The sequence below is a fragment of the Streptomyces sp. NPDC055632 genome, from assembly GCF_053618675.1.
Map to the genome: position 1 here is coordinate 31,928 of NZ_JBSHHY010000009.1, position 23,449 is coordinate 55,376.

The window sequence follows — 23,449 nt, forward strand, 5'->3', positions numbered from 1 at the left end:
TCGGCGGTCCGGTGGAGCGAGCGCGTGGAGGTGGCCCGGTGGCCGGTGGGGTCGGGAGGCTGACGGCCGGTGGGGCGCCCTTCGCCGTCGAGGGCGGGACGTACGCGCACGGGCCGCGGACCCTGCGGGAGTTCGTGGAGCCGGCCTGGGGCTACGGGGACCGGGTGTTCCTCGTGCACGAGGGCGTCCGGACGACCTACCGGGAGTTCTTCGACGAGGCCTGCGGGCTCGCCCGGCGGCTCCTCGGGGAGTACGGGCTCGTGCCCGGCGACCGGGTCGTCGTCGCCATGCGGAACCTGCCCGAGTGGCAGGTCGCCTTCTGGGCCGCCCAGCTCGCCGGGCTCGTCGCCGTACCGCTCAACGCCTGGTGGACCGAGGGCGAGTTCGCGTACGCGCTCGACGACTGCGCTCCCCGCGCGCTGCTCGTCGACGGGGAGCGGGTCGGGCGGGTGCGGGAGTGGGCCCGGGAGCGGAAGGTGCCCGGGATCGTCTTCCGCGGGGAGGGCGAGGAGGGGTTCGACGCGTACGTGCCCGACCGCGACCCGCACCTCGGGCCGCCGCCCGTCGACGTGCTCCCCGAGCACGACGCGACCGTCGTCTACACCTCCGGCACCACCGGCCGCCCCAAGGGCGCCGTCGCCACCCACCTCGCGCAGGCCGGGGCCGCCATGAACCCCCGGTACTTCGCCGCCGCCGCGGCCCTCGCGCGCGGGGACGTCCCCGGGACCGGGCCGGCGCCGGTGTCGCTGACCACGTTCCCCTTCTTCCACGTCGCCGCCTTCACCTCCTTCTACGGCGTGATCGCGGCCGGCGGGACCCTCGTGACCATGCGGAAGTGGGACGCCGGGGAGGCCCTCCGGCTGATCCGGGAGCACCGCGTCACCCACTACGCCGGGGTGCCCACCACCGCGCTCCAGCTCCTCGAACGCGCCCGGAGCGACGGCGACCCGCTGGAGAGCCTCACCCTGCTCAGCACGGGAGGCGCCCCCGCCCCGCCCGGGATCGTCGCCGGGCTCACCGAGGCGTACGGGGAGCGCGTCGAGCCCCGCAACGGCTACGGGCTCACCGAGACCTGCGGCGGGGTCCTGGCGAACTTCGGCGCCGAGTACCGCGCCCATCCCGGCAGCGCCGGCCGGCCCTCGCCCGTCACCGAGGTGCGGATCGACCGGCCCGACGCGGAGGGCGTGGGGGAGCTGTGGCTGCGCGGGCAGTCCCTGGTCCGGGGGTACTGGGGGAACGAGGAGGCCACCCGCGCCGCCTTCACCGACGACGGCTGGTTCCGGACCGGCGACCTCGCGCGCGTGGACGCGGACGGGCGGGTCTCGGTCGTCGACCGGCTCACCGACATGGTGATCAGGGGCGGCGAGAACGTGTACTGCGTCGAGGTCGAGGCCGCCCTGCACGCGCACCCGGACGTCCTCGACGCCGCCGTGCTCGGCGTCCCCCATCCGATCCTCGGCGAGGAGGTCGTGGCCGTCGTGCGGCGGCGCCCCGGGGCCGCGCCGGACGCGGAGGCGCTCCGGGCGCACGTCGGCGGGCGTCTGGCCGCCTTCAAGGTGCCCGCCCGCGTCCTCGTACGGGAGGAGGAGCTGCCCCGGAACCCGACCGGGAAGATCCTCAAGCGGGAGCTGCGGGGGTTGTTCGGAAGCGGGGAGGCGCTCAGTTCCGGGTGACGCGGACCCGGTAGGCGCCGTCCCGGCCCTCGTCCAGGACCGTGATCCGGATGCCGTTCGCGCGGTCCGTGAAGCTCTCGCCCGGCCCGTACGGCGCGTCCGACAGCTCCGCGTGGACGTTGGCGCGGCGCGTGCAGCCGCCGCTCGCCCGCTCGCTGTCGGCGACGGTCACCGGGCCGTGGCCGGTGTCGACGTCGGACTCGACCCGGTAGACGAGGACGCCCTGCTCGCACACGGCCTCGTCGTTGCCGCCCTGGCCGCGGACCTCGATCGCGTACCCGGAGGTGCCGGAGAGCGGGACGAAAGCGAGCTTGGGGCCGCCGGGCTCCGCGAGCGGGGTGAGGTCGTACTCGGTGGTGCCGGCGCCCGAGGCGCAGCCGACCTGCTCGTTGTCGAGCCAGCCCAGCTTCCACTTGTGCCAGCCGAGCAGGTCGTTGTTGGCCCCCCAGTCCTCGGACATGATGTCCCAGTGCCCGACGGAGCCGCCGCCGTCGGCGGTGTAGAGGTCGGGCAGGCCGAAGACGTGCCCGTTCTCGTGCGGCAGGACCCGGTAGCCGGTCTCCGCGAAGCTGCCGGAGCCGTCGTCCTGGCGGCTGTAGACGAAGGACGTGTTGGCGAGCGGCACGCCGTCGGCGTAGGGGGCGTCGTCGTTGCCGGAGAAGGTCACGGACAGGACGGTGTCGAGGGCCGAGGGCCCGGCGTTCGGCGTCACCAGGACGTTGACCAGGTCGTACGCGCTGAAGTCCACCCGCTCGTCGGCCGCCTTCACGATGTCCTCGACGAGGGAGCGGTAGCCCGGCTCGTACGGGGAGCCGCGCTCGATCCCGTACGCGGAGAACGCCCGGGGCATCCGCAGCCAGTCGGGGATCGGGGCCTCGGCGCGGTAGTGCAGCCGGCCGTACGAGCTGACGCGGAACCAGTCGGAGGTCTGCGGGAAGAACTCGCGGAAGCGGCCCGCCGCCGTGCCGTCGCCGACGGCGTCCGGGAAGTCGACCATCAGGGTGAGGGCCCTGACGAGGCCCGTGGAGCGCACGTATCCGGGGGCCGTGGGCAGCCCCTCCGACATCTGCACGCCCATCGTCGTGGCGATGCGGCACGGCGCCAGCCGGGCGTTGTCCGGCGCGGCGGCGACGGGGCCGGCCGAGGCCGGGACGGGCCGGGGGAGGGTGGTGCTCGCGGAGGCGAGCAGGGTGAGGGAGAGCGTCGTGGTCGCCGCCAGGGCGACGGGTCTGCGTATCCGTCGGCGTGGGTGCTGCATACGTCGCCTCTCCGGTGGGGGCAGGTCGGCGGGCGGGTCCCCTTTCCGCGTGCGGGCGGGATCCGCGCTGTGCGATCAGCCTGTGACGGGCGGTCCGGGCGCGCGCGCCGGGTGGCCCGATCGTGGGTATTCCGTGAAACGAGGATTGTGTGACCGGGGTCACAAGAGTGGCCGGAAATAACCGGGGAGGCCGTCCCCGTTTACGCCTGTGTCGAGAGAAGTGGGGAACCTTTCCCCGGATACGGATCCACCGGACAGGGATCCGCCGGATACGGGTCTCCCTGGACACGGATCCCCCGGATGCCGATCCCCCGGACACGGATCCCCCGGACACGGCTTTCCGTGGACGTGCTCGACCCGTCGGAGCGGCTGCGACCCAGCGGCCCGGCGGCCCCATGACGACGACCCCGTGATCTCCGAGGAGGACCGACGTGACCGGCAGCGCCGACACCGCCGTGCCCGCCCGCCGCGCACCCCGGCCGCGGGCCGACGCCCTGCGCAACCGCGAGCGGATCGTGACGGCGGCCCGCGAGATGTTCGTCGAGTTCGGCTCCCAGGTGCCGTACGACGAGATCGCGCGCCGCGCCGGCGTCGGGAACGCCACGCTCTACCGGAACTTCCCCGAGCGCGCCGACCTCGTCCGCGAGGTCGTCCTCTCCCTCATGGCCCGCGTCACCGAGCTCGCCGAACGGGCCGCCGAGGAGGAGGACGACACCTTCGAGGCCCTGCGGCGCTTCACCCTCGGCGCCGCCGACGAGCGCGTCGGCGCCCTCTGCCCGATGCTCGACGGCGCCTTCGACCAGGACCACCCCGACCTGGTGGCCGAACGCGACCGCCTCGAAGAGGTCGTCCAGGGGATCGTCGACCGGGCGCAGCGGGCCGGCCGGCTCCGCGCCGACGTCGGCGTCGGCGACCTGATGGTGGCGGTCTCCCAGCTCACCCGTCCGCTGCCGGGCACCGCCTGTGCCGCCTTCGCCCCGTTCGTACGCCGTCATCTGCAGCTGTTCCTCGACGGCCTGGAGGCGCCCGCGCGCTCCGAGCTGCCCGGGGCGGCCGCCACCCTGGAGGACCTGAGACGCGACTCCTGCCCGTCGTGACCCCTTCCTGAGGCGCCCTCCTCCCGAGCGCCCACCCCTTCCTTAAGTCCCTTTTTCGCCAGTACGCACCAAGAGGTGGCCCCACCCATGTCCAAAATCGCCGGCAACCCCGTGAGCGCCGCGCTCGCGCCCGACCCCGGGCGCTGGAAGGCGCTCGTCTTCATCGCCCTCGCCCAGCTGATGGTCGTCCTCGACGCGACGATCGTGAACATCGCGCTGCCCTCCGCCCAGCAGGACCTGGGGATCTCGGACGGCAACCGGCAGTGGGTCATCACCGCCTACGCCCTCGCGTTCGGCGGACTGCTCCTCTTCGGCGGCCGGATCGCCGACCTGTGGGGCCGCAAGCGCACCTTCATCGTCGGCCTGGCCGGCTTCGCCGCCGCCTCCGCACTCGGCGGGGCCGCGACCGGCGAGGCCACGATGCTCGGCGCCCGCGCGCTCCAGGGCGCCTTCGGCGCGCTCCTCGCGCCCGCCGCGCTCTCGCTGCTCGCCGTGACCTTCACCGACGCCAAGGAGCGTGCCAAGGCCTTCGGCATCTACGGCGCGATCGCGGGCGGCGGCGGCGCCGTGGGCCTGATCCTCGGCGGCTTCCTCACCGAGTACCTGAACTGGCGCTGGACCTTCTTCGTCAACATCCCGTTCGCCGTGGTCGCCGCCGCCGGCGCGTACCTCGTCGTCCGCGAGCCGGCGGGCGGCCGCAACCGCTCCCCGCTCGACGTCCCCGGCGTCATCCTGTCCACCCTGGGCCTGGTCGCCCTCGTGTACGGCTTCACCCGTGCCGAGTCCGAGGGCTGGAGCGACGCCGGCACCGTCGGCCTCTTCGTCGGCTCCGCCGTGCTGCTCCTGGCCTTCGTGCTCACCGAGGCGCGCGTGAAGTCCCCGCTGCTCCCGCTGCGGGTCCTGACCGACCGCAACCGCGGCGGCGTCTACCTGTCGCTCGGCCTCGCTGTCATCGCGATGTTCGGCCTGTTCCTCTTCCTGACGTACTACCTCCAGATCGTGAAGGGGTACTCGCCGGTCAGGACGGGCTTCGCGTTCCTGCCGATGATCGCGGGCATGATCGTGGGCTCGACCCAGATCGGCACCCGCCTGATGACCCGCGTCCCGCCGCGCCTGCTGATGGCCCCGGGCTTCCTGACCGCCGCCGTCGGCATGCTGCTCCTCACCCAGCTGGAGATCGGCACCTCGTACGCCGGTCTGATCCTGCCCGCGCAGCTGCTGCTCGGCCTGGGCATGGGCACGGCGTTCATGCCGGCGATGTCGCTCGCGACGCTCGGCGTGGACCCGCGGGACGCCGGCGTGGCCTCCGCGATGGTCAACACCTCGCAGCAGGTCGGCGGCGCCATCGGCACCGCCCTGCTGAACACGATCGCCGCCTCGGCCACCACCGCCTACCTGACCGACCACGCGGCCGGCGCCACCACCCCGGCCGCCCAGAAGCTGCTCCAGCTCCAGGGCATGGTCGAGGGGTACGCGGCGGCCATCTGGTGGGCGGTCGGCATCCTGGCCGTCTCGGCCGCGATCGCCTTCGCGCTCATCAACACCGGGAAGCCGGGGGGCGGCGTGGTCGCCGGGTCCGGCACGGACGCGGACGACGAGGTGAGGATCCCGGTCGTCGCGCACTGACCGCCGGAATCCCCCGCGCCCCTGCCCTGGCCCCGCGCACTGGTGTACTCGTGTACTCGTGTACTCGTGTACTCAGCGGAGCCAGGGCAGGTCCGCGTCCGGGCCCGCCGGTTCGAGGCCCTCCGCCATCACCCGCATGATCTCGCCGAGCTGCTTCACCTGGTCCGCCGAGAGCCGGTCGAACAGGGCCTGGCGCACGGCGGCCACGTGGCCGGGCGCGTTCTGCCGCAGGACCTCCATGCCCTCGTCCGTGAGCCGGGCGAACTGGCCGCGCTTGTCGGAGGGGCAGTTCTCGCGCCGCACCCAGCCGTTCTTCTCCAGGCGGGCCACGGCGTGGGAGAGCCGGGAGCGGGTGATCTTGGCGTCCTTGGCCAGTTCGGTCATCCGCATGCGGCGGCGGGGCGCCTGGGAGAGCTGGACGAGCAGGCCGTAGTAGATGTGCGGCATCCCGGCGTCGCGCTGCAACTGGCGGTCGAGGTGGTCCTCCAGGAGCGTGGTGGCGTGGAGGTAGGCGCGCCAGACGTGGTGCTCCTCGTCGGTGAGCCAGCGGGGTTCGGTCATGTCTCCCATGGGTCCCATCGTACGACTCATTCTTGAATGTTGAACTAAATCGGGCTAGGGTGCGTAGCGAGAAGCTTGAAGTTTCAAGGACAACGGAAGGTCGAGGTGGACGCCATGCAGGTCACGCCGGAACGCACGCACGCCGCGTCGGAACGGACGCCCGCCGGGCCGGAGCGGATGCCCGCCCTCTACCTGTCCCACGGCGCCCCGCCGCTCGCCGACGACCCCGTCTGGCCCGGTGAGCTGGCCGCCTGGTCCGCGGAGCTGCCGCGCCCGAAGGCGATCCTGATGGTCTCCGCGCACTGGGAGGAGGCCCCGCTCGCGCTCGGCGCCACCGAGACCGTGCCCCTCGTGTACGACTTCTGGGGCTTCCCCGAGCACTACTACCGCGTCGCGTACGCGGCCCCCGGCGCGCCCGCGCTCGCCGAGGGCGTCCGCAAGCTGCTCCGCGCGCCCGGCACGCCCGTGCAGGACATCCCCGACCGGGGGCTCGACCACGGCGCGTACGTGCCGCTCGTCGAGATGTTCCCGGACGCCGACGTTCCCGTGCTCCAGATCTCCCTGCCCACCCTCGATCCGCGCCGGCTCATGGACGTCGGACGCCGGCTCGCCCCGCTGCGCGACGAGGGCGTCCTGATCGTGGGCAGCGGCTTCTTCACCCACAACCTGGCCGCGCTCCGGCACCCCGGGGGCGGGGTGCCCGGCTGGTCCGCCGAGTTCGACGCCTGGGGCCACGAGGCCCTCGCCGCGCGGGACGTCGACGCGCTCCTCGACTTCGAGCGCAAGTCGCCCGCCGGACGCCTCGCCCACCCCCGCACCGAGCACTTCGCCCCCCTCTTCGTCACCATGGGCGCGGCGGACGCGGCCGGTGACCTCGACGCGGAGCGGTCGGTGATCGACGGCTTCTGGATGGGTCTCGCCAAGCGGTCGGTGCAGTTCGGGTAGGCGTTCGGGCGCTCCCGGCGGGTCCACCGGTCCCGGCGCCCCGTGCGGTCCGGGTAAGTGCTCGGGCGGCCTCACCGGAAGACGGGCGCGTTCAGCTCGACCGAGCGGACGGCGGCGGCGAGCGCGAGCGGACCGCCCACGTCGAGCGCCGTGTCCGTGAACTTGATCGTGTGGTCGTCGCCGTGCGCCGCCGCCCGCTCGAAGACCTCCTCGGGGGTCGTCCCGGGGGTCTCCGCGTACGGGGCGGGCTCCGCCGGGGCGTACGCGGCGGTCACCGCGGCCGACGCCGCCCAGGCCGCCGACAGGCTCGGCGCCCACAGCTCGCGGGGGAGCGCGGGCAGGGCGCGCAGGACCGCGTTCGGCGCGGTCGCCGCGTGCACCAGCATGGTCGGCTCGCCGTGCCCGTGGGTCGCGTACCGGTGCGTCGCCGCCGCGACCAGCTCCGTGAGGCGCGCCTTCGCCGTCTCCGGGTCCGGCGCCGCGCCCCACACGGGGAAGGCCGTGAGCTGCGCCAGCCGGTGCCGGATCCCGCCGTCCTGCTCGGGAACCAGGGGTACGGCGTCCAGCGCGGCCGCCGCCGTCGGCGCGGCGGCCAGCGGGGCGAGCGGCGGGAGCGGCTGGTGGCGGGCCGCCCAGTAGCCGAGGGCGTGCGCCAGCTCGGCCAGGCGCGGGGCCGTCGCGCCCCCGGGAGACGCCAGGAGGGTCCGTACGGCGTGGCCCGTGCGGATCACCGGGTGCGTCGCCCCGGCGGCGATGCCCGGGAGCAGCCGGGGCCACCACGCGGCGAGGACCGCCCGCCAGGGGTGCTCGGCCAGCTCCCGGGCGAAGAAGCGGGTCCAGTCCGTGATCCGGGCCGGGTCGCCGAGCGCCTCGCGCCAGCCGTCCGCCGTGACGGGGGCGTACGGGGGCGGCAGCTCCTCCAGCTTGTCCGCGTAGTGGTCCAGCCAGCGGTGCACGGTGGCGGCCTGCCCGTGGCGGACCAGTGCCTCGACGGCCATCGGGGCGTGGTTGGTCAGCCAGCCGTTGCGCTCGGGTCCGCTGGTGTGGAGTCGCTCGAGGGCCTCGTCCAGGGTGCCGGTGGTGTCGGTCATGGGCCGACGGTAGGCCGGGGGAGGAGCGCGCCGGAACGGGCCGGGGACCTAGGACGGGGGGTCGCCGGGACCTAGGTCCCGTTCTTCCGGGCCGGGTCGGACCGGGTCGGACCGGACCGGGGCGGGCAGGGTCGGGTCGGACCAGGTCGGGTCGGGCAGGACCGTATCGGATCGGATCGGATCGGATCGGGTCGGGTCGGATCGGGGCCGGGCGGGCCCCGATCCCCGCCCTCCCGCGACCCGCCGCCGCGCAGGCAACCGCTCCTCCCCGTCCCGCGTCTGAAGGGGTGGCGCCGCATGTGATCGCGGTCTCACCGACGGTGTGGTCGAGGGCCCCCGCGAGGGGCGCCGCACCACCCTCCGTGCCCGGTCTGACCTGCGCCTCCGTGGGTGTCGGCGGCATGCCCGCAGGGGCGGAAGCCGCGCAGGATACTGCATGATCGCGAAAATCCATGTGCCGGGTGGGAATTCTGTCCTGATTCCAGTCGTTGTTTCCGTCGGATGCAGGGCACCCGAAAGGGTGTCGTGACCTACTCAGCAAGGGAGCACGCATGGCAACCCGTGCCGTCGCCCGCCGTCAGACCTCCGCCCAGAGCGGGGCCGGCCGGGCGAGCAGCGTTCGCGCCGTGGGCGGGGAGATCGCCGACCGCGACCTGGTCGGCATGTACCTCGACGAGATCGCGCGCACGCCCCTGCTCGACGCCGCCAAGGAGGTCGAGCTCTCCCAGACGATCGAGGCCGGGGTGTACGCCCGGCAGATCCTCGACGGTGAGATCGAGAGCGAGGCGGGCGGCGCGTCCCGCGAGGAGCTCGAGGCGCTGGTCGCCGAGGGCGAGCGTGCCAAGGACCTCTTCATCAAGTCCAACCTGCGGCTCGTGGTGGCCGTCGCCCGGCGCTATCCGCGCAGCGGCCTCCCCCTGCTCGACCTGATCCAGGAGGGGAACGCGGGCCTGGTGCGCGCGGTCGAGAAGTTCGACTACGCGAAGGGCTTCAAGTTCTCCACGTACGCCACGTGGTGGATCCGGCAGGCCATCACCCGCTCCATCGCCGACCAGTCCCGCACCATCCGGCTCCCCGTCCACCTGGTGGAGGAGCTCGGCCGGATCCGGCGCGTGCAGCGCGAGTTCAACCGGGAGCACGGGCGCGAGCCCGAGCCCGCGGAGATCGCCGCCGAGCTCGGCTCGACGCCGGAGCGGATCGTCGACGTCATGGACTGGGCGCGGGACCCCGTCTCGCTGAACATGTCGGTGGACGACGAGGGCGAGACCCAGTTCGGCGACCTCCTCGAGGACACCTCGGCGGTCTCGCCGGAGCAGTCGGTGCTCACGCTGCTGCGCAGCGAGGAGCTGGACGACCTCATCGACAAGCTGGACCACCGGACGGCCTCGATCATCCGCATGCGGTACGGCATCGAGGACGGGCGCGAGCGGACGCTGACCGAGGTCGGCAAGGAGCACGGCCTCACCCGCGAGCGGATCCGCCAGATCGAGAAGCACGCGCTCCTGGAGCTGAAGAAGATGGCCCGCGACACGGGCTTCGACGCGGTGGCCTAGAACGGCCGGTCGAAGACCGGTTCCGGGGCCCGGGGACGATCGCCGTCCCCGGGCCCCGGCCGCGTTCCTACCCCCGCGCCGGGACCGACGCCGTCAGGCGGTCCGCCAGGTTCTCGACGTACGCCCGCAGCGGCTCCGGGCCGTGGATCGTGAAGGGGGCGTCGACCAGGGCCAGGCGGAGGGCCAGCCATTCGACCGAGTCGGCGGCGCGGGCGCGCAGCCGGCAGGAGGCGGGGCCCGTCGCGGCGGGGGCCAGATGGGACGGGAGGCGGGCCGTCACGAAGTCGGCCGGGGCCTCGAAGGAGACGTCCAGGTCCAGCTCCGGCTGCGACCGGGCCATCGAGCGGGTCAGCATCTGTGCCGCGTCGCCCGCCGGCAGCTCGCGCGGGGTGAAGCGGGCCCCGGTGGCCAGCGGGTCGCTCACCCGGTCGACCCGGAAGGTGCGCCAGTCCTCGCGCCCCAGGTCGTAGGCGACGAGGTACCAGCGGTACCCGGTGGAGACCAGCCGGTAGGGCTCGACCAGGCGTTTCGTCTCGGCGCCGTCGCCCGCCCGGTAGCCGAAGCGCAGCTTCTCCCGGCCCGTGACCGTGCCCGCGAGCGCGGTCAGGGTGGCGGGTGCGACCGTGGCGCCGTCGCCCCTGGTCAGCGGGATCGTCGCGTTCTGGAGGGTGGAGACCCGGTGCCGGAGCCGGGCGGGCAGCACCTGTTCCAGCTTCGCCAGGGCCCGTACGGACGCCTCCTCGACGCCCTCGATGGCGTGCCCGGCCCCGGCGCGCAGGCCGACGGCGATGGCGACGGCCTCCTCGTCGTCGAGGAGCAGCGGCGGCATGGCCGTGCCGGCGACGAGGCGGTAGCCGCCCACCGCGCCCAGGGTCGCCTCGACCGGATAGCCGAGGTCGCGGAGCCGGTCCACGTCCCGGCGGATGGTGCGCGGAGAGACCGAGAGGCGTTCGGCGAGCTCGCTTCCGGGCCACTCGCGCGGGGTCTGGAGGAGCGAGAGCAGATGCAGGAGTCGTGCCGGAGTGTCCGTCATGCCGTCCAGGATGCGGCCGATCTAGGACACGACCTGACCTATATGACTCCTATCTTTCTTCGTATGAGTTCACACGACGCCGTCACGGACGCGGCGAACCCGGCCGGGCCCGGCACCGACTCCGGCGACAAGCGGCGCTGGATCGCCCTCGCCATCGTCATGACCGCCGCCTTCATGGACCTGGTCGACGCCACGATCGTCAACATCGCGATCCCCAGCATCGAGCGGGACCTCGGCGCCACCATCGGGGCCATCCAGTGGATCACCGCCGGGTACGCGCTTGCGTTCGCCGCCGGTCTGATCACCGGCGGGCGGCTCGGCGACATCTACGGCCGCAAGCGGCTCTTCCTCTTCGGCACCGCCGGCTTCACGCTCGCCTCGGCGCTCTGCGGTTTCGCGGCCAACCAGGAGATGCTGATCGCCTCCCGCCTCCTCCAGGGCGTGGCGGCCGCGATGATGGTGCCGCAGGTCCTGTCGATCGTCCACGCCACCTTCCCGGCGCACGAGCGCGGCAAGGTCTTCGGCCTGTTCGGCGCGATCGTCGGCCTGGGCGCGGTCTCCGGGCCGCTGCTCGGCGCGCTGCTCACCCAGTGGAACATCGCGGGCCTGGAGTGGCGCCCGATCTTCCTCATCAACCTGCCGGTCGGCATCGCGGGCCTGCTCCTGGGCCGGAAGTTCATCACCGAGTCCAAGGCGCCGAAGGCGCTCCGCCTCGACCTGGTCGGCGTGCTCCTGGTGACGGCCGCGCTGCTCATGCTGATCTACCCGCTGACGCGCGGCCGCGAGCTGGGCTGGCCGCTGTGGGGCCACCTGATGATGGCCGGCAGCCTGCCCGTCTTCGGCGTCCTCGTCGCGTACGAGAAGTACAAGACCCGCAAGGACGGTTCGCCGCTCGTCGAGCTGTCGCTGTTCAAGGTGAAGAGCTTCGCGGCCGGCATCGCGGTCCAGCTCACCTTCGGCGTCGTGATGGGCATCTTCTTCCTGGTCTGGACGCTCTACATGCAGATCGGGCTCGGCTGGACCCCGCTGCGGGCGGGCCTCACCGGGGTGCCGTTCTCGATCGCGGTCTCGGTGGCCGCCGGCCTCTCGGTGCAGAAGCTGGTGCCGCGCTTCGGCCGCAAGGTGCTCCAGGCGGGCGCCCTGACGATGACGGCGGGCGTCCTGCTCTACCTCTTCGAGGCGGGCCGGTACGGAACGGGGATCGCGTCCTGGCAGATGATCCCGCCGCTGGTCGTCATGGGCCTCGGCATGGGCCTGATCGTGGCCCCGCTGACGGACGCGGTCCTCTCGGAGGTGCCGCGCGAGCACGCCGGTTCGGCCTCCGGCCTGATCAACACGACCACGCAGATGGGCAACGCGCTCGGCCTCGGCCTGGTGTCGGTCGTCTTCTTCGGCGTGATCGACGACGAGCGCCTCAGGAAGGCCCCGGCGGAGACGGGCGCGGCGTTCACGGACGCCTTCCAGAACTCCCTGGGCTGGGTCGCGGGCGTGCTCGCCGTGATCTTCCTGGTGATGTTCGCGCTGCCCGCCAAGCCGAAGCAGCACCTGGAGGGCGGCGGCGACGACGAGACCGCCCCGGAGGCCGGGGTCGGCAAGGAGCCGGCGCTCACCCACTGAGCGCGGCCCCGCCGGAGGGCCCTCGCCCCGGGACGTTCTCCCGGGACGAGGGCCCTCCGGCGTGCGCGGGCGTACGGGCGGGGATCAGCGCACCCGGGCGCGGGACTCCATCGCCCCGCGGGCCGTGTCCTCGTCCTCGTACACCTCGCACATGTGGCGCCCGTCGGGGGTCGCCGTGTGCTCGACCTCCCAGAGGCTGACCTCGCTGCCGTCGAGCAGCAGGAACTGGTGCTCGTAGAGGGTGAATCCGGCGTCCCGGCCGCCCTCCACGGGGCAGCGGCGTCCGAAGGCCTGCGTGATGTGGTGCGCGAAGGCCGACCGGAGGCGGCGGGCCGTCGCCTCGCCCGGCCGGTCCGCGTTCTCCGCGCGGCGCAGGACGCGGCGCGCGTGGTCGGCGGAGTCGTCCGGCACGTACATCCGGGGCTGGGCGGGTATCGGGCGGGCGAACAGGGCGCTCAGCGGCTCGAAGTCGTCGTCCTCGTCGAGGACGCGCCCGTCGGGGCGCTCGGCCGACCGGCGCGTCGGCGGCCCGGAGGGCAGGCGGGAGGCGGCGAGCCGGGCCTCCGCCTCCTCCGCGTACAGCTCGTGCTGTTCGGCGCCGTCCCGGCCGGCGTTGTGCACCAGCTCCCACAGGCTGAGGACACCGCCGTCGGCGAGCAGATAGGCGTGGCGGTGGGTCGTGCGGTGCAGCGACGCGCTGTGGTGCGAGGAGTGCGGCGCGCTGGAGTGGGCGAGCGCCGTGGAGAGGCGCTCGACGGTCGAGTCGGGCAGGTCGAAGGAGTTGAGCGCCCGGCCGAGGAGCCGATCGACGTGCGCCTCGGTCGTCTCGTACGGATCGGGGTGATCCTGCGGATCGTTCAAGGGGATCTCCAGGCCGTCGCCGCATGTCACTTGATGCTTGCTTAACGTAGTCCCTGGGTCTGACATCGTGTCCGGTGTTCCGGCAAAACGAAGGGTCCACGGGGGAAGTTCCCGCCGTCCTCCCCCAACTCCCCTCCCCTTACCGGGAGTACGGGTCCGCCTGCGGTCCGTACAGCTCGCGGTACGAGGGGAAGTCCCCGCCCGGACCGCGCAGACCGCCGGGGGCCGCGAGCAGCGCGCGGACGATCGCCCGGGTCACCAGGTCCGCGCCCGCCGCCAGGATCTCGTTCAGGGCGAGCGGCCCCGGCTCCTCCGGCAGCTCCACGGCGCCGGTGGCGAGGGCGAAGACCGTGTCCCCGTCGTTCATCAGGTGCACCGGCCGCACGGCGCGCGCGATGCCGTCGTGCGCCGTGCCCGCCACCTTCCGCGCCTGCGCGCGGCTCAGCGCCGCGTCCGTCGCGACCACGGCGAGCGTGGTGTTCAGCGGGGGCGGGGCGGCCGCCGCCCGCGCCTCCGCGAGGCGCCGCAGCGCCGCCCCGTGCACCTCCGGGTCGGGGAAGGCGGTCCTGCCGTCCTCGAAGTAGGCGCCGTACGGGACGCCCGTCGTCGGGTCCACGGCCGAACCCACCGCGTTCACCACCACCAGCGCCCCGACCGTGATCCCGGACGCCAGGACCGCGCTCGCCGTCCCGACGCCGCCCCGCAGGCCGCCGACCACGGCCCCGGTGCCCGCGCCGACCGCGCCCGTCCCCACGCGCGCGCGGTCGCCGCTCGCGTGGGCCGCCTCGGCCGCCGCCCGGCCCGTCGCCGCGTCCGGCCGGGCGGTGAAGTCGCCGCCCCGGCCCAGGTCGAAGACGCACGCGGCGGGCACCACCGGCACCACGTGGGACGGGTCGGGGCCGACCCGGACGCCCCGGTGCCGCTCCGCCAGCCAGGCCGTCACGCCGGAGGCGGAGTCGAGGCCGTACGCGCTGCCGCCGGTCAGGACGACCGCGTCGATCCGCCGCACCACGTTCCTCGGGTCCAGGGCGTCCGTCTCCCGCGTGCCCGGCCCCCCGCCCCGTACGTCCACGGCGGCCGTCATCCCGCCCTCCGGCGCGAGCACCACCGTGGTGCCGCTCAGCGCCCCGGGCCCGGCCACGCGCGCGTGCCCCACGCGCAGCCCGCCGACATCGGTGATCCCGTCCCGTGCGCCGGTGATCCCGTCCTGGCCGTCCGTCGTCTTCCCGGGCTCCGTCATGCGCCCTGCCTACCACGAGCCCCCGCCCGGTGTTCAGGCCCCGGCGCCCCGCGTCGCCGGGTTCCGGGCGCTCAGGGTCACCCCGGTCGCGACGGCCGCCGCCGCGACGAGACCGGCCGCGAGGACGGCCCAGTGGCCCGCGAAGGAGCACATCAGGATCGCGAGCGCCGCGACCGGCAGGACGAGCTGCTGGGCGGTGCCGACCTTGAAGTAGCGGGCGTGCAGCAGCCACACCAGGAGCAGGAAGAGGGCCGACGGGATCGTCACGGCGGCCGAGGCGGAGAGGGTGGAGATGTGGGCCTCGCCCACGGCCTGCTCGACGGCGATCTCCAGGCCCGCCCCGATGGCGGCGGCCGACATGAGGATCAGGTAGTGCCCGTATCCCCACAGGAAGGCCTGGCGGCTGGAGGTCAGCCGGTCGTGGGCGGGCACCACGAAGTAGACCCACCAGGCGGCGAAGACGAGCAGCAGGCCGCCGGCGGCGATCGGCAGCAGCTCGTCCAGGGCGTCGTTCTCGACGATGCCGGACTTCACGGCGACGGTCGCGGCGGCGACGGTCTCGCCCAGCACGATGAGGGTGAACAGGCCGTACCGCTCGGCGATGTGGTGGGCGTGCCAGGTGCTGGTCCCGGCCCGCTCCGCGTACAGGGGCACGGCCAGTTCGGCCAGCGCCATGACGAGGAAGACCCACGCGCGCGCGGGCTCGGGCGCGAGGAGCAGCCCGAGCCAGCCGACCTGGCAGAGCAGCACCCCGCCCGCGTACCGGTGGCACATTGTCCGCTCGGCCGGTTCGGTCGCGTGGCGCGCGGCGCGCATCCACTGGAAGACGAGGGCGAGCCGCATCACGAGGTAGCCGAGGTAGACGACGAGGAAGTCGTGCTCCTGGAAGGCCCGCGAGACGCCGGCGGCGAGGATCAGGACGCCGGCGATCTGCACGAGGGTGACGACCCGGTAGAGGACGTCGTCGTTGTCGTACGCGGAGGCGAACCAGGAGAAGTTCATCCAGGCCCACCAGATCGCGAAGAAGACCATCGCGTAGTTCGCGATGCCCGAGCCCGCGTGCCCCTCGGCGACCGCGTGCACGAGCTCGGCACCGGCCTGGGCGACGGCGACGACGAAGCACAGGTCGAAGAAGAGCTCCAGGGGCGTGGCGGCCCGGTGGGCCTCCTCGCGCGAGCGGGCCGTGAGGGGAAGGAGAGGTCTGGTCATATGCCCAGCACACCAGGGACCGGCCCTTTCCGGCCAGAGCCACGCGCGCCACCGCCCCGCCCCGCTCCACCCGTCCCGCTCGCCCCGCCCCGCCCCGCTCCACCCATCCGCCCGGCCCGACGCGCCGCACCGCCCGCTCCGAACGACGCGCCGCACCACCCATCCACCCGCCCCGAACGACGCCCCGCTCCACCCGCCCCGAACGACGCACCGCCCGCCCCCGTCTCCGCCCGCGCCGCCGTTCCCGACCCCCGGTCAGATCGCCGGAGTCCACCCGGCCTTCCGTTCCCGCGGCCTGAACGCCGTCCGAGCGACGTCCGCACCACGCCGCCCCCGCAAAAGGCGCGAAACGTACCATTCGGCCTTACCGTGGCCGCGTGACCGAGCCACCGCAGACCGCCGAGCCGACCCCTCCTCCGGGCGGGCCCGCCCCCGCGTCCGGCGCCACCGACCCGGCCGCGGCCGACCCGCCGCCGCAGAGCCCCGGCGCCGTGCGCCGCCGCGCCTCCCTGGTCGGCGCGGTCGTCTCCGCCCTGCTGATCGTCGCGATCGTCCTCGGCAGCCGCATGCTCCGCGACTTCGACTCGGCCCTCCTGCCCTACGCCGTCGCCACCGTCTTCCTCGCCTTCGGCGTCGCCTACCGCTACACCGTCTGGATCTCCGCCCCCGGCGCCCGCCGCCTCTTCCGCAAGGGCTGGGGCTCCTTCTTCTCCGTCGCGAACTTCCGCAGCGCCCCCACCGCCCTGCCCAAGATGATCGCCACCTACCTCGGCTTCCAGAGGTTCCTCGGCGCCCGCTCCCACGCCCGCTGGGCCGCCCACCAGCTCGTCTTCTGGGGCTGCCTGCTCGCCGCCGCGATCACCTTCCCGCTCACCTGGGGCTGGTTCACCTTCACCTCCTCCACCGGCTCGGGACCCGGCTACGAGATGCGGATCTGGGGCTTCAAGATCCTCGGCTTCGACTCGCTCGGCATCCTCGGCTGGCTCATGTTCCACGGCCTCGACATCGCCGCCGTCCTCGTCATCCCCGGCGCCGCCTACTTCCTCTGGCGCCGCATGAAGGACCGGGGCGCCATCACCGGCCAGCGCTTCGCCTACGACCTGGTGCCCCTGCTCGCCCTGATCGTCATCTCCGTGACCGGGCTGCTGCTGACCTTCTCGTCGATCTTCCTGCACGGCGGCGGCTACGAGTTCCTGGCCATCCTCCACATGGTGTCCGTGGTCTTCACCCTGATCTACATCCCCTTCGGGAAGTTCTTCCACATCGTGCAGCGGCCCGCCGCCGTCGGCATGCAGCTCTTCAAGTACACCTCCCGCCGCAAGGACGAGGGGGGCGAGGTCTTCACCTGCCGCCGCTGCGGACAGCCCATCGACACCGCGCCGTACGTGGAGAACCTCCGGGGCACCATGCGCGACCTCGACCTCGGCTTCGAGGAGTGGGCCGAGTACTGCCCCCGCTGCAAGCGCGTCCTGCGCGGCACCGCCTACCTCGACCACGTGAAGAAGGGCTTCAAGTGAGCGCCACCGACCCCGCGGCCGTCCCCGGGACCGTCCCCGGGCGGCCGCTGTCGCTCGACCCCTCCCTCGCCCCGCCCGGCTCCCGGAACTTCCGCGACGCCGGAGGCCTCCCCGCCGACCGCTGGCACGCCGACCAGAACGAGGAGACCCTCGTCCCCACCCACTGCTGCTTCTGCGGCGTCCAGTGCGGCATGTACCTGCGGGTCGACCGCCACGGGAAGGTCTTCGGCGTCGAACCCCGCAACCACGACATCAACCGGATGCGGCTCTGCCCCAAGGGCATCAACGCCTACCAGCAGGTCAACCACCCCGACCGGCTCACCGCGCCCCTCATGCGCCGCAACCGCGACGAGGAGTTCCGCGAGGTGAGCTGGGAGGAGGCCCTCGACCACACCGTCGCCGAGGTCCGCCGCATCCAGACCGAGTACGGCGACGACGCCTTCGGCCTCCTCGGCGGCGCCAGCCTCTTCTCCGAGAAGACCTACCTCGTCGGCAAGTTCGCCCGGGTCGCCCTCAAGACCAAGCACGTCGACTACAACGGGCGCCTCTGCATGGTCTCCGCCGCCGGCGCCAACAAGCTCGCCTTCGGCATCGACCGCGCCGGCAACCCCTTCTCCGACATCCTCCTCACCGACTGCCTCCTCATCGCCGGCTCCAACGTCGGCGAGTGCTTCCCCGTCATGACCCAGTACGTGTGGGGAGCCCGCGACCGGGGCGCCACCCTGATCGTGATCGACCCCCGCGAGACCGCGATCGCCCGCACCGCCGACGTCCACGTCGCCCTCAAGCCCGGCACCGACTCCGCCTTCTTCAACGGCGTCCTGAACGTCGTCGTCGCCGAGGGCCTCACCGACGAGGCCCACCTCGCCGCCCACACCACCGGCTGGGACGAGGTGAAACGGACCGTCGCCGAGTACCCGCCGTCCCGCGCCGCGCGGATCTGCGGCGTCCCCGAGGAGCAGATCGTCCAGGTCGCCCGCATGTTCGCCGGCGCCGACCGGGCCATGGCCTGGCACGCCCGGGGCATCGAACACCACTCCCAGGGCGTCGAGAACTGCCTCACCGTCATCAACCTCTGCGTCGCCACCGGCAACATCGGAAGGCCCGGCGCCGGCTACGGCACCATCACCGGCCAGGGCAACGGCCAGGGCGGCCGCGAACACGGCCAGAAGTCCGACCTCCTGCCCGGCGGACGCTCCATCACCAACCCCGAGCACCGCCGCCAGATCTGCGAGATCTGGGGCATCGACGAGACCGAACTCCCGCCCGCCGGAACCTCCATGATGGAGATGGTCTGGCAGATGCAGCGCGAGGAGATCCGCGGCCTCATCGGCATCTGCAACAACCCCTTCGTCTCCCTCCCGAACTACGCCACCGTCAAGAACGGCTACGACACCCTCCAGTTCCACGCCCAGTTCGACTTCTTCCTCTCCGAGACCGCCGCCAACGCCCACGTCGTCTTCCCCGTCACCGTCTGGGCCGAGGACGAGGGCGTCATGGCCAACGCCGAGGCCCGCGTCGTCAAGCACAACAAGGCCCAGGAACCCCCCGCCGGCGTCCGCACCGACACCTGGGTCATGTGCGAGCTGGCCCGCCGTCTCGGCGCCGGCGACAAGTTCGACTTCCCCGACTCCCGCTCCGTCTTCGAGGAGCTCCGCGTCGCCTCCGCCGGAACCGTGAACGACTACTACGGCATCACCTACGAGCGCCTGGAGGAGACCGGCGGCATCGCCTGGCCCTGCCCCGCCACCGACCACCCCGGCACCCCCCGCCTCTTCGAGGACGGGCGCTCCTACCACCCCGACGGCAAGGTCCACCTCCAGACCGTCGAGTGGCACCCGCCCATGGACCCGTACAGCGAGGAGTTCCCCCTCTCGCTCACCACCGGCCGCACCGTCGCCCACTTCCTCTCCGGCAACCAGACCCGCCGCCTCGCGGGCCTCGTCGAGCAGACACCCCGGCCCTGGGTCGAGGTCCACCCCTCCCACGGCTTCCGCAACGGCGACCCCGTCCGCGTCGTCACCCGCCGCGGCAGCGAGGTCTTCCCCGCCCTCGTCACCGAGGCCATCCGCCCCGACACCGTCTTCGTGCCCTACCACTGGCCCGTCCCCACCGCGGCCAACGCCCTCACCATCGACGCCCTCGACCCGCGCTCCAAGATCCCCGAGTACAAGGTGTGCGCCGCCCGCGTCGAGGCCGCCGAACGCATCGACGAGGTCCCCGCCCCGCCCACGCCCCCGGGACAGCCGGCCTACCCGGAGGCCCAGGTCTCCCGCACCGACCCGCTGCCCCCCACCTCCCCCCAGGGCCGCGGCACCGCCGAGAGGAGCTGACCCGCACATGATGGGCCGCACGATCTTCATCGACCCCGGCCGCTGCATCGGCTGCCAGGCCTGCGTCTCCGCCTGCCGCGAATGCGACTCCCACCGCGGCAAGTCGATGATCCACCTCGACTACCCCGACGAGGGCCACTCCGTCGCCTCCCTCCCCACCGTCTGCATGCACTGCGAGGACCCCGTCGCCCCCTGCGCCGAGGTCTGCCCCGCCGACGCGATCCTCGTCACCCCCGACGGCGTCGTGCAGCAGGCCGACACCACCCGCTGCATCGGCTGTGCCAACTGCGTCAACGCCTGCCCCTTCGGCGTGCCCAAGATCGACCTCCAGGCCAAGCTCCAGATGAAGTGCAACCTCTGCTACGACCGCACCGCCTACGGCCTCGCCCCCATGTGCGCCACCGTCTGCCCCACCGGCGCCCTCTTCTACGGCACCCTCGACGAGCTGCGGGCCGAACGCCCCGGCGTTCAGGTCGCCGACTCCTTCACCTTCGGCACCACCACCGTCTCCACCGGGGTCGCGATGGTCGTCCCCGCCGACAAGGTCCAGTGGCCGGTCCCCGGCGGGCTGCCCGTCGTGGAGATCAACGGAAGGGACGTCCGTTGAGCGTCACCGACCCCCAGCCGCCCGCCCCGGGCCCCCGCGCCGACGCCGCCCAGGACGCGCTCCACGACCGGATCGCCTCCGACTCCCTCACCACCCGCCGCGACTACCTGCGGATCGTCGCCACCGTCTCCGGCGGCCTCGCCGTCGGCGGCATCGGCGTCGCCTCCGGCATCCTGCACCGGCACGGCGACAGCGAGGGCGCCCCCGAACCGAAGCGGATCGCCGACCGGATCCTGCCCGGCGACTCCCTCGCCTTCCGCTACCCCGGCGACGACGACCGCGCGGTCGCCGTCCGCCTGGAGGACGGCACCCTCGCCGGCTACTCCGCCGTCTGCACCCACCTCGCCTGCGCCGTCCTCTGGCGCAGGGACCGGGGGAGCGAGGGCGAGCTGTACTGCCCCTGCCACGAGGGCGTCTTCGACGCGCGCACGGGAGCGGTCACCGCGGGACCGCCGCCCCGGGGACTCCCGAAGGTGCTCCTCGTGGAGGAGGCCGACGGCAGCGTCTGGGCGGTCGGCACCGCCCGCTCGGGCGAGAGCGCCCGCGAGGGCCTCTGCCGCGAACTCGGCCCGGACCGCCCCGACCTCGCCACCCGCCTGGGCTGCCCGGGAGCCTCCGGAGCCGATGGCTCCCCCACGGGGACGGGCGCAGGTACGGGTGTGGGCGCAGGCGCAGGCGCAGGCGCAGGCACGGGCACGGGCTCGGGCGTCGGCGCGGGAGCGAGGGCGACGGAGAGGAGCGAGCGGACATGAGCGAGAGCGCCTTCCCCCGCGACCCGGAGGCCCCGGACCCGGCGGAGCCGCCCCGGCCCCCCGCGTACACCCCGGGCAGTGTCCAGCCGCGCCTGAACCGGCCCCTGCACGAGCGCTACCCGCAGATCCGGCCCACCAGCGGCTACGGCGATCCCCGGATCCGGCACACCGGGCCGGGGCCGGGAGCCGGCGTGGAGCAGGAGCCCGAGCGCTCCTCGAAGCTGACCGCCCGCCTCGCCCTGGCGCTCTCGGTCGTCGTCGGCCAGCTCTGGGGCCTGACGATCGTGGTGGACGAGTGGATGTCGGGCGACACCGGCACCGCCTGGTGGGGCGCGGGCTTCCTCGTCCTGTCGTTCCTCGTGGTGCTCGGCCTCTGGCTGCTCGACCCGAAGGACCGCTGACCCCGGGCGGAGAGGGGCCACGGATCAGGGAGGCGCGGAACGGGGCTACGGGCGTACCCTGAAAGGATGAGCACCGCCCCCGCCCACGGCCCGCGAGACACGGAGCGACCCGGCACGCCCGCCCGCCCCGAGGGCAGGCCCAGGCCGGCCATCGTCTTCGACGATCCGCTGGACCGCCAGTCCGCGGACGACACGGACCGCGGGTGGGGCGAGCGGCCTCCTAACGGCGGCGACAGCGCCGCCGATCTCGCGCGCTTCCTCGACGAGAAGCCGCCGCACCACCTCTGAACCCGGCGTACGGCGCCGGTCAGGAGGTGGGGTGCGTGCCCGTGCCGCCACCGGAGCCCGAGCCGGAACCGGGAGCCGAACCGGGGCCCGTTCCCGTCCCCGTCGAGGGGCCGCGCTGGGCGACCAGGTGGTCGCGGATCTCCTTGAGCACCTCCAGCTCGCTGATCTCCATCGTCTCCTGGACGCCTTCCTTCGCCTTGTCGTGCGCGGCACGCTTCGCGAGGATCTTCGCCATCGGCAGGACCATCAGGAAGTAGACGACGGCCGCGGTGATCAGGAAGCTCAGCACCGCGCTGAGCACCAGGCCCCACTGGAGCTGGATGCCCTGCACCTCGCCGCCGACCACCTCGCAGGTGCCCTTGATGCAGGACGAGTAGCTCTCCAGGTCCTTCGTGCCGAAGGCGCCCACGATCGGGTTGATGATGCCCTTGACCACCGAGTTCACGATGTTCGTGAACGCGGCGCCGATGACGACCGCCACCGCCAGGTCGATCACATTGCCGCGCATCAGGAAGGCCTTGAAGCCTCCCAGCACGGTTTCCTTCTTCGCCACCGAGGTGCCTTTCGTCTCCGTCGCTCGTGCTGCGTGCCGTGCCATTACGCCGTGCTCGGAGCGAGGGCGTCCAATCCGTACACACGGGACGGTTACTCGACGGTGTGTGCGTGCGAATCAGCACATCGTCACCGCCAGCCGGGACGTGACACCGGCACCCGCCAGCGCCGCGGCCGTCGCCCGGGGCACGGAGAGCACGACGAGCGCCCCCGCGTCCGGGCCGTCCCCGCCGTCCGCCCGCGGGACCTCGGCGACCCGGGCGCCCGTCGCGACCACCCGGGCCCCGCCCTCCCCGCCCGGCGGCGCGTGGGGCGCGGCGATCACGTCGACCCGGTCCCCGGGCCGCAGCAGCCGTACGGTCGCGGCGTCGGCGATCCGCACCGCGGCGGACACCAGGGGGACGGCCGGCGCGGGGCGCGCGGGGGAGGCCGCCGCGGCCTTCGCGCTCCCGGGAGCGGACCTGCCGCCGGAGACCGATCCCGCCACGGCCAGCGCCGCCGCCATCAGGGCCAGGAGCAGCACCGGCACCCGCCGCCCCCGGCGCGGCGCCCCGCGCAGCCGCGGCCGGGCACCCCGTACCCGTACGGGCTCGAAGGGCGGCACCGCGCACGGCGCCGGCACGGAGACGGGGGAGACGGGAGCGAGGGAGGCGAGGAGTGGGTCGTTCGTGGTCGTCACGGGAGACCGCCTGTCCGGATCGAGAGGAAACCAGGAAGAGAAGAAGGGAAAGCGGCTCCCACTTTCCCCGTCCCGCCCCCGCCCCGCTCCGGCCTGGGGATCACTCGACGCCTGTGGAGAACTCCCTCACCCTCCCGAGCGACCTGACCTCCCTCAAGGGCTCCGGACACGCCCGAGGGCCCCGTCGCACGCGACGGGGCCCTCGGGGAAGAGCGGGATCAGGCGGCCGAGCTTCCGGTGCCCGACGAGGACGTCGAGGAGGAGGAAGAGGACGACGACGAGGCCGCCGCGGCCGGCTTCGCGTCCGACGTCGAACCCGACGAGGACGCGGAGGCCGAGGGCTTCGACGAGGCCGGCGAGCTGCTGGACGACGAGCCGCGGCTGTCGTTCCGGTAGAAGCCGGATCCCTTGAAGACGATGCCGACGGCCGAGAACACCTTCTTCAGGCGGCCCTTGCAGCTGGGGCACTCGGTCAGCGCGTCATCGGTGAACTTCTGCACCGCCTCGAGGCCTTCGCCGCACTCGGTGCACTGGTACTGGTAGGTCGGCACTTGAC

At 73.5% G+C, this 23,449-nt stretch carries 22 protein-coding genes; 12 read left to right on the forward strand and 10 right to left on the reverse strand.

The window, feature by feature from the left end; translation table 11 throughout:
* The first annotated feature begins 38 nt into the window (after positions 1-38).
* Positions 39-1,673: a class I adenylate-forming enzyme family protein gene (locus ACWGSR_RS14625; protein WP_453566568.1), complete on the forward strand. Its 1,635-nt coding sequence runs from the start codon at positions 39-41 to the stop codon at positions 1,671-1,673.
* Here ACWGSR_RS14625 and ACWGSR_RS14630 read toward each other — a convergent pair.
* Positions 1,660-2,931, reverse strand: a complete 1,272-nt coding sequence (locus ACWGSR_RS14630; RefSeq protein ID WP_453566570.1) for a M6 family metalloprotease domain-containing protein — start codon at positions 2,929-2,931, stop codon at positions 1,660-1,662. The two genes, ACWGSR_RS14625 and ACWGSR_RS14630, sit on opposite strands and share 14 nt — an antisense overlap.
* A 431-nt stretch (positions 2,932-3,362) precedes the next feature.
* On the opposite strand from ACWGSR_RS14630, the gene ACWGSR_RS14635 reads away from it, so the two are divergent.
* Positions 3,363-4,028 carry a TetR/AcrR family transcriptional regulator gene (locus ACWGSR_RS14635; RefSeq protein WP_453566572.1) on the forward strand — a complete coding sequence of 222 codons (666 nt, stop codon included), beginning with the start codon at positions 3,363-3,365 and terminating at the stop codon, positions 4,026-4,028.
* A gap of 87 nt (positions 4,029-4,115) precedes the next feature.
* Entirely contained in the window at positions 4,116-5,654 is a 1,539-nt protein-coding gene (locus ACWGSR_RS14640) for an MFS transporter (RefSeq protein WP_453566574.1), read from the forward strand.
* Positions 5,655-5,726: 72 nt separating this feature from the next.
* On the opposite strand, the gene ACWGSR_RS14645 is transcribed toward ACWGSR_RS14640, so the two are convergent.
* Positions 5,727-6,233 carry a MarR family winged helix-turn-helix transcriptional regulator gene (locus ACWGSR_RS14645; protein WP_453566576.1) on the reverse strand — a complete coding sequence of 169 codons (507 nt, stop codon included), beginning with the start codon at positions 6,231-6,233 and terminating at the stop codon, positions 5,727-5,729.
* Positions 6,234-6,329: 96 nt separating this feature from the next.
* On the opposite strand from ACWGSR_RS14645, the gene ACWGSR_RS14650 reads away from it, so the two are divergent.
* Entirely contained in the window at positions 6,330-7,160 is an 831-nt protein-coding gene (locus ACWGSR_RS14650; RefSeq protein WP_453566578.1) for a dioxygenase family protein, read from the forward strand.
* A gap of 71 nt (positions 7,161-7,231) precedes the next feature.
* Here the strand turns inward: ACWGSR_RS14650 and ACWGSR_RS14655 are convergent, their stop codons facing one another.
* Positions 7,232-8,251, reverse strand: coding sequence for a questin oxidase family protein (locus ACWGSR_RS14655; RefSeq protein WP_453566580.1), 1,020 nt, complete (start codon positions 8,249-8,251; stop codon positions 7,232-7,234).
* A 551-nt stretch (positions 8,252-8,802) separates the two neighbouring features.
* Between ACWGSR_RS14655 and ACWGSR_RS14660 the strand changes: the two genes are divergently transcribed.
* Positions 8,803-9,804, forward strand: coding sequence for a sigma-70 family RNA polymerase sigma factor (locus ACWGSR_RS14660; protein WP_376240358.1), 1,002 nt, complete (start codon positions 8,803-8,805; stop codon positions 9,802-9,804).
* 67 nt (positions 9,805-9,871) lie between these two features.
* Here ACWGSR_RS14660 and ACWGSR_RS14665 read toward each other — a convergent pair whose 3' ends face one another.
* Positions 9,872-10,837, reverse strand: a complete 966-nt coding sequence (locus tag ACWGSR_RS14665; RefSeq protein WP_453566582.1) for a helix-turn-helix transcriptional regulator — start codon at positions 10,835-10,837, stop codon at positions 9,872-9,874.
* Positions 10,838-10,900: 63 nt separating this feature from the next.
* On the opposite strand from ACWGSR_RS14665, the gene ACWGSR_RS14670 reads away from it, so the two are divergent.
* Positions 10,901-12,454 (forward strand): MFS transporter, encoded by a 1,554-nt coding sequence (locus ACWGSR_RS14670; RefSeq protein ID WP_453566584.1) that lies wholly within the window; start codon positions 10,901-10,903, stop codon positions 12,452-12,454.
* Positions 12,455-12,538: 84 nt separating this feature from the next.
* On the opposite strand, the gene ACWGSR_RS14675 is transcribed toward ACWGSR_RS14670, so the two are convergent.
* The 3 genes from ACWGSR_RS14675 to ACWGSR_RS14685 all read right to left on the reverse strand — a co-directional run bounded on the left by ACWGSR_RS14675 (position 12,539) and on the right by ACWGSR_RS14685 (position 15,764).
* Positions 12,539-13,315 (reverse strand): DUF6227 family protein, encoded by a 777-nt coding sequence (locus ACWGSR_RS14675; protein ID WP_453566586.1) that lies wholly within the window; start codon positions 13,313-13,315, stop codon positions 12,539-12,541.
* Between the two features lie 139 nt (positions 13,316-13,454).
* On the reverse strand, positions 13,455-14,555 hold the full coding sequence (locus ACWGSR_RS14680) for a P1 family peptidase (protein WP_453566588.1): 1,101 nt from the start codon (positions 14,553-14,555) through the stop codon (positions 13,455-13,457).
* Between the two features lie 33 nt (positions 14,556-14,588).
* Complete coding sequence (locus tag ACWGSR_RS14685) at positions 14,589-15,764, reverse strand: low temperature requirement protein A (protein WP_453566590.1); 1,176 nt, start codon at positions 15,762-15,764, stop codon at positions 14,589-14,591.
* 377 nt (positions 15,765-16,141) lie between these two features.
* Between ACWGSR_RS14685 and ACWGSR_RS14690 the strand changes: the two genes are divergently transcribed.
* The 6 genes from ACWGSR_RS14690 (at position 16,142) to ACWGSR_RS14715 (ending at position 21,662) form a co-directional block, all read left to right on the forward strand.
* Complete coding sequence (locus ACWGSR_RS14690; protein ID WP_453566592.1) at positions 16,142-17,281, forward strand: MFS transporter; 1,140 nt, start codon at positions 16,142-16,144, stop codon at positions 17,279-17,281.
* A complete protein-coding gene (locus ACWGSR_RS14695; protein ID WP_453566594.1) occupies positions 17,278-19,614 on the forward strand; it encodes a molybdopterin oxidoreductase family protein in 2,337 nt (778 codons plus the stop codon). The genes ACWGSR_RS14690 and ACWGSR_RS14695 overlap by 4 nt, the downstream gene beginning before the upstream one ends.
* Before the next feature lie 7 nt (positions 19,615-19,621).
* The gene (locus ACWGSR_RS14700) at positions 19,622-20,221 is read left to right on the forward strand and encodes a 4Fe-4S dicluster domain-containing protein (protein WP_453566596.1); all 600 of its coding nucleotides are present in this window, start codon (positions 19,622-19,624) and stop codon (positions 20,219-20,221) included.
* Complete coding sequence (locus ACWGSR_RS14705) at positions 20,218-20,973, forward strand: Rieske (2Fe-2S) protein (RefSeq protein WP_453566598.1); 756 nt, start codon at positions 20,218-20,220, stop codon at positions 20,971-20,973. Before ACWGSR_RS14700 ends, ACWGSR_RS14705 begins: the two co-directional genes overlap by 4 nt.
* The gene (locus ACWGSR_RS14710) at positions 20,970-21,374 is read left to right on the forward strand and encodes a hypothetical protein (RefSeq protein WP_366377134.1); all 405 of its coding nucleotides are present in this window, start codon (positions 20,970-20,972) and stop codon (positions 21,372-21,374) included. Before ACWGSR_RS14705 ends, ACWGSR_RS14710 begins: the two co-directional genes overlap by 4 nt.
* Before the next feature lie 66 nt (positions 21,375-21,440).
* Complete coding sequence (locus ACWGSR_RS14715; protein ID WP_376239318.1) at positions 21,441-21,662, forward strand: hypothetical protein; 222 nt, start codon at positions 21,441-21,443, stop codon at positions 21,660-21,662.
* Between the two features lie 19 nt (positions 21,663-21,681).
* On the opposite strand, the gene mscL is transcribed toward ACWGSR_RS14715, so the two are convergent.
* From mscL to ACWGSR_RS14730, 3 genes are all read right to left on the reverse strand, one after another.
* Positions 21,682-22,260 carry a large conductance mechanosensitive channel protein MscL gene (mscL, locus tag ACWGSR_RS14720; protein WP_453566600.1) on the reverse strand — a complete coding sequence of 193 codons (579 nt, stop codon included), beginning with the start codon at positions 22,258-22,260 and terminating at the stop codon, positions 21,682-21,684.
* A gap of 72 nt (positions 22,261-22,332) precedes the next feature.
* Entirely contained in the window at positions 22,333-22,893 is a 561-nt protein-coding gene (locus ACWGSR_RS14725; RefSeq protein ID WP_453566602.1) for a hypothetical protein, read from the reverse strand.
* 218 nt (positions 22,894-23,111) lie between these two features.
* A complete protein-coding gene (locus tag ACWGSR_RS14730) occupies positions 23,112-23,444 on the reverse strand; it encodes an FmdB family zinc ribbon protein (protein ID WP_453566604.1) in 333 nt (110 codons plus the stop codon).
* Between the last annotated feature and the right edge of the window lie 5 nt (positions 23,445-23,449).